The sequence below is a fragment of the Planctomycetia bacterium genome (assembly GCA_034440135.1).
GTDB lineage: Bacteria > Planctomycetota > Planctomycetia > Pirellulales > JALHLM01 > JALHLM01.
In genome coordinates, this window is record JAWXBP010000108.1 from 1 (window position 1) to 4854 (window position 4854).

At 59.0% G+C, this 4854-nt stretch carries 5 protein-coding genes and 1 other RNA gene; 2 read left to right on the forward strand and 4 right to left on the reverse strand.

The window, feature by feature from the left end; translation table 11 throughout:
• Together SGJ19_06205 and glgB are read left to right on the forward strand one after the other, a co-directional pair.
• Positions 1-1080 (forward strand): phosphotransferase (locus SGJ19_06205; GenBank protein ID MDZ4779825.1); only part of this gene is annotated, 1080 nt, incomplete at its 5' end.
• A 67-nt stretch (positions 1081-1147) separates the two neighbouring features.
• Positions 1148-3049, forward strand: coding sequence for a 1,4-alpha-glucan branching protein GlgB (gene glgB, locus SGJ19_06210; protein ID MDZ4779826.1), 1902 nt, complete (start codon positions 1148-1150; stop codon positions 3047-3049).
• Between the two features lie 409 nt (positions 3050-3458).
• On the opposite strand, the gene SGJ19_06215 is transcribed toward glgB, so the two are convergent.
• The 4 genes from SGJ19_06215 to SGJ19_06230 form a co-directional block, all read right to left on the reverse strand.
• Positions 3459-3740 carry an IS30 family transposase gene (locus tag SGJ19_06215; protein MDZ4779827.1) on the reverse strand — a complete coding sequence of 94 codons (282 nt, stop codon included), beginning with the start codon at positions 3738-3740 and terminating at the stop codon, positions 3459-3461.
• Positions 3737-4033, reverse strand: coding sequence for a hypothetical protein (locus SGJ19_06220; protein ID MDZ4779828.1), 297 nt, complete (start codon positions 4031-4033; stop codon positions 3737-3739). Before SGJ19_06220 ends, SGJ19_06215 begins: the two co-directional genes overlap by 4 nt.
• A 29-nt stretch (positions 4034-4062) precedes the next feature.
• Positions 4063-4130: hammerhead ribozyme type II (locus SGJ19_06225), an RNA gene on the reverse strand.
• Entirely contained in the window at positions 4130-4417 is a 288-nt protein-coding gene (locus SGJ19_06230) for a hypothetical protein (GenBank protein MDZ4779829.1), read from the reverse strand. The genes SGJ19_06225 and SGJ19_06230 overlap by 1 nt, the downstream gene beginning before the upstream one ends.
• Positions 4418-4854 lie beyond the last annotated feature (437 nt).

Sequence of the window (4854 nt, forward strand, 5' to 3'; positions counted from 1 at the left end):
CTGGACGGCGGCGTCAATCCGGAGTTGGAGTTGGGCCGATTCCTCACCGAGACCGCAGCCTTCGCGCATTCACCTCCGATTGCGGGTGCGCTGGAATATCGAGGTGAGGCGGGGGATGTCGCCACCGTCGCCATTCTTCAGGGATTCGTACGCAACGAGGCTGACGCCTGGACGCACGCCCTGGACAATGTACACCGCTTCTTCGATCGGGTCATGACCACGCGTCGCGACTGCCTTCCTGTTTCGAATGAGTTTCCTGCACGAGACCTTGTCGCCTCGTGTGACGAGCCTACTTCCCAACTGGCCTTGGAGTTCTGCAACGCCTACCTAGATTCCGCAGCGCTGCTGGGGCAGCGTACGGCCGAAATGCACCTGGCACTGTCCGGAGCGGCCGGGAATCCCCAGTTTGATCCTGAGCCGTTCACGGAGCACTACCAGCGTTCGCTGTATCAAGCCATGCGAGGCACCGCCCGTAAGAGCCTGCAATTATTGCGATCTCGCCTTCGAGACCTTCCCGAGGACATGGTGGCCGACGCCAAGCTGCTGCTCAGTTCCGAAGAACCGTTGCTCGGCCGATTTCGCGCCATTGTGGGCCGCAAGTTCGGCGGCGCGCGGATTCGCTGTCACGGCGACTACCACCTCGGGCAAGTGTTGTTCACCGGAAAGGATTTTGCGATCATCGACTTCGAGGGCGAGCCCACACGACGCGTGAGCGAGCGGCAAATCAAGCGTTCACCCCTTCGCGACGTCGCCGGAATGCTCCGCTCGTTCGATTACGCCAGCCAATCTGTACTGTTCAATCATTTTTTCGGCGTCGCGCAACAAGACGATGTGCCGAACTTACAGTGCTGGGCGGCGTTCTGGACGAACTGGGTCAGTAGCCGGTTCTTGTCGGCTTATTTGAGGACCGCCGCGGGCGCCTTATTCCTTCCGACAAACCGCGAGGAATTGCGAACGCTGCTGGAGGTCTTTTTGTTGGAGAAGTCCACGTGCGAACTGGCTTATGAACTGAGCTATCGACCGACGTGGGTCAAGATTCCGATCGCGGGCATGCTGCGCATCCTCGGCGTCGAAAAATAGCGAATTGCCTCCGCACTTCGCGCCGAAGCGCGATGACGCCGAAGCAGTGGACATTCAGGAGCAAGACATGTTCCATTCACGAATTGGCGATCAGGACTTGCACTTCTTCAACGAAGGCACGCATCTGCGCCTCTACGAATTGCTCGGTTCACATTGGACCGAAAGCGACGGCCAACCCGGCGCCCGTTTCGCCGTCTGGGCTCCAAATGCCAAGGATGTCGCCGTCACCGGCGAATTCAACGGCTGGGATGCCACAGCGCATCGGATGACGCCGACGGGAAGTTCCGGGATTTGGGAGGCGTTCGTACCAAACGTCACCGTGGGCCAACGATACAAGTATCGCATCTTGTCGAGGGCGGATCAAATCCTGGACAAAGCGGATCCGTTTGCCTTCGCTGCCGAAACGCCACCAGATACAGCTTCGGTGCTGGTGGATCTTGCTTACAGTTGGAACGATCAAGACTGGATGGCCACACGCAGGCGGCGACACGAACTGACTTCGCCAATTTCGATCTACGAAGTGCATCTCGGCTCCTGGATGCTAGCGCCGTATGGTCGTGAGGACGTGTGCTCGTATCGTGCGGTGGCAGAGCGATTGGTCGACCATGTGAAGTCGCTTGGCTTCACGCATGTCGAGTTGCTGCCAATCATGGAGCATCCGTTTTACGGCTCCTGGGGCTACCAAACGAGCTCCTACTTCGCGCCGACGCGACGTTACGGTCCGCCACAGGATTTGATGTACTTGATCGACAAACTGCATCAACACGACATCGGCGTGATTCTCGATTGGGTTCCTTCGCACTTTGTCACCGACGCCCATGGCTTGGGCGAGTTCGACGGCACTCATTTGTTCGAGCACGCCGATCCTCGTCAGGGCTTTCATCCCGACTGGAAAACCTACATCTTTAACTACGGGCGCAATGAGGTCCGCAGCTTTTTGCTCAGCAACGCGTTGTTTTGGCTGGAAAAGTACCATATCGACGGGCTGCGCGTTGACGCCGTGGCGTCGATGCTCTACCTGGACTACTCGCGGGAAGAAGGGCAATGGATCCCCAATTCCTTTGGCGGTCGCGAGAATCTGGAAGCGATCGAGTTTCTGAAGCAATTGAACGAGCAAGTGTATCGGAGCTTTCCCGATGTGATGACGATTGCCGAAGAATCCACGGCCTGGCCAAAGGTGTCGCGCCCAGTCTACGGCGGCGGACTTGGCTTCGGGTACAAATGGGACATGGGATGGATGCACGACACGCTGAGCTACTTTCGCCGCGATCAAGTTCATCGCAAACACCATCATGGCGAAATGACATTTCGCTCGGTCTATGGGTTTACCGAGAATTTTGTACTCCCTTTGTCGCACGATGAAGTCGTGCATGGAAAAGGCTCGCTACTCGCCAAGATGCCGGGAGACGATTGGCAGAAGTTCGCCAACCTCCGACTGCTGCTGGGATACATGTTCGCCCAACCCGGTAAGAAACTGCTATTCATGGGCGGCGAATTCGGTCAGCGCGGCGAGTGGAACCACGACGATGTGCTTGACTGGAAGTTGCTCGAGTCCCCGGACCATGACGGAATTCGACAATGGGTGACCGACCTGAATCGCCTCTATCAATCGGAACCGGGGTTGGCGTCAGGGGATTGCGATCCGGTCGGCTTTCGCTGGCTCGAAGCGAATGACTCTGAACGCGGGGTCGTCGCGTTCTTGCGCTGCGGCGCTCCCGGCGAGAATGACGTACTGGTGGCAGCAAATTTCACGCCCGTTCCTCTCTCGAATTATCCTATCGGCGCGCCAAGCCCGGGCAATTGGCGGGAACTGCTCAACAGCGACGCTCGAACCTATGGTGGCGTCGGTTACGGGAACTCTGGTGAAGTAGCCTCTACTCCGATTCCTTGCCACGGCAAGATGCAGTCGCTGAACCTGTCGATTCCCCCATTGGGCATGCTCTTTTTGGGCTTGTCTCAAGGCAGCTAGGTATGATTGCTTCCACGAAGTTGCGTCTTGCGTGAAGTCGTTTTCCGGCCGAAAACGAATTCCCGCAACGGCGTGAGGGAGCGTGTGTGTGGGCGCGAGAGCGAATCGAGTTTCGAGCGAAACGAGGACTTTTAAGAAGTGTACGTGCATGGCCAGCGCGACGCACGCGGCCCTGCATGCGGTCGCTCTTCCGCCTGGCCAAACGCTCGAAGGTATAGGACATTCGGGCGAAGCCGTGGATCTGTTGCAAGAGTTGCTGCTACTCAGTCCCCAGGACATCCAGGGGGCGCGTTATCTGTCCTGCCGCATTTGATGGCAATCGGCCATGACGAGGAGGCGGCCAACTCCAGCGAGAGCGTCATTTACTATGTGTTCATCCTCGGTTCATTCAAAAGGGTGAATGCAAGAGTCAATTGCGACGGAGCTTGAAGGCGAGGACTTCGCTGGGCGTTCGGTAGCCGAGTCGTTTACGGGGGCGTTCGTTGAGTAGTTGTTCCACGCGGGCTGCCTGGCGGTGACTGATCCGCGTGAGGTCGGTGCATTTGGCAAAGAACTGCGGCAGCAGTCCGTTGGTGTTTTCGTTCGTGCCGCGTTGCCAGGAGGCGTATGGCTCGGCGAAGTAAACCTGGAATCCCAGCCCACGGGTCAATCGGTGACGCTCCGCGAATTCTTTACCGTTGTCGAAGGTCATGCTTCGCCGCGGTGCTCGCGACCTGCCGTTCTACGCCGGGATTGAGCTGAAAGGGGGCCAGTCATGACCAAGTTACCGTCGCGCACCATCGCAGACCGTCGCACAACCGTCGCGATGATGATCGCGTCAGCGATCTGCGCGGCGGCGTCGATGCAACTGACCTGCTTCTCCTTCGGCGCTTTGGGGGATTTCGCCGTGGCGACCTTGGCCTTCGTCGAGCGCTGCGGGGCGGGAACGCTTTTCGTTGCCTTCGTCGACTTGGCCTGCTTCGCGGTGGACATTCTCGTAGCCATGTTTCACCTCCTTCGCATTCGGTTCGATGGATCGGCTGCCATCATCAGGTCCGGCGAACCACCACCGAGCGACGCGGGGCGTGCCCGCGTTTCGGCTTACAGACCCAGTTCTTCCATCAAGCGGTTGTGCTCGTCCACGCCGAGCATGTCCGTGAGCGCGTTACCGTCACCCGTGAATTTCACGTGAGCCGTCGGCGTTGCGGCCAGAAGCAACTCCGCGACGGCGCCGCAGAAGTGACGCCAGGCGGCTGGATCCCGCGCATCGCCCGGGCTGATGGCTCTCGCGATCCGTTGCGAGAAGCTGATCTGTGACGGCGTGGTGGCGGACCAGTCGGAACTGGCTCGTTTCGGCCACATCACCACTGCCCGGATGACGCAGATCATGGCGCTCTTGAACCTGGCCCCCGACCTTCAGGAACAGATCCTGCACTTGTCACGAGTTGGAAGCGGCCGCGATCTCGTGAAGGAGACCGACGTTCGCCCAATCGCCACCACGCTCGACTGGTGCAAACAACGACGCATGTGGGCAAGACTTCAGCAGAGACCCCGTAAGGAAGCAGCCAGTTCGCAATAGGTTGCCTCCGCCACGCGAACGCAACCAGGTTGCTAACAAGCAAGGGGGTTCTAAACCGAGAGCGCGAGAGTTCGCGGGCCATTTCTCGGCGGGACGGAACCAACCCTCGCCTGCAACGCTCCCCGCGAGAAATCCGAGAGCGCCGAGCCAACGCCGCCGTCGTCGCAAACTCTTCCGCGGACTACGGATAACTCGCGACCCACGTTAGCCCCGTCTCGCATCGCGAGAGCTAACTTCCGTGTCGCTC

What these genes read in the sequence shown, in the direction of transcription:
- SGJ19_06220 (MDZ4779828.1), bottom strand. Translation starts at nt 4,033, where the DNA reads ATGGCTACGAGAATGTCCACCGCGAAGCAGGCCAAGTCGACGAAGGCA.
- SGJ19_06230 (MDZ4779829.1), bottom strand. Translation starts at nt 4,417, where the DNA reads ATGATCTGCGTCATCCGGGCAGTGGTGATGTGGCCGAAACGAGCCAGT.
- glgB (MDZ4779826.1), top strand. Translation starts at nt 1,148, where the DNA reads ATGTTCCATTCACGAATTGGCGATCAGGACTTGCACTTCTTCAACGAA.
- SGJ19_06215 (MDZ4779827.1), bottom strand. Translation starts at nt 3,740, where the DNA reads ATGACCTTCGACAACGGTAAAGAATTCGCGGAGCGTCACCGATTGACC.